This window comes from Desulforhopalus vacuolatus (genome assembly GCF_016918505.1).
GTDB lineage: Bacteria > Desulfobacterota > Desulfobulbia > Desulfobulbales > Desulfocapsaceae > Desulforhopalus > Desulforhopalus vacuolatus.
Genome location: NZ_JAFFPZ010000110.1, coordinates 1 through 479 on the forward strand (window position 1 = coordinate 1; position 479 = coordinate 479).

Genomic DNA, 479 nt, shown 5'->3' on the forward strand with positions numbered 1-479 from the left:
GCTACAGTGCCGCCGCCAGAACGAGCAGAACGGCCGCCTGCTGGCAGGCCAGATAGAGACCATCCACACCCTGCTGGGCCAGGAGTCATCCTATGGCAGGCAGGAGCACTTCCCCGACTGACCCTTTACGTTCCCTGCCGGGCACGATGACCCAGTGCGGCGAGTTCGTCGAGCTGCCGCTGCTCACCTGACTCCTGACGCTGACGGGCCGCCAGTGCCCGCTTGTCCAGCAACAGCTCCAGCCCCTTGACCCGACCGAACTGCCTGACGAGCTGCCCCTCGTGATGAGCCAGATCCTGGCTGGCGAGCGCACACTGCTGCAACTGGTGGGTCAGCAGGTGGCGAAGCTGCCCCTGCATCTGCTGCTTGTTCTGCCACAGCAGGGGATGAAAGCTCGACGAGCCCGGATGCATCGTCTCGATGACCTCCTGCAGCCTGAGGGCTCGGTGCTCCTCCTTCATCGCCACCTCGCGCAGACG

The 479-nt window shown here is 65.1% G+C and carries 1 protein-coding gene; it reads right to left on the bottom strand.

All coding sequences use genetic code 11. The annotated features are described in order from the left end of the window. Positions 1–125 precede the first annotated feature (125 nt). Positions 126–479, bottom strand: a 354-nt coding sequence (gene lfiJ, locus JWG39_RS16115) for a lateral flagellar protein LfiJ (protein WP_205220454.1), incomplete at its 5' end; no start/stop codon positions are given.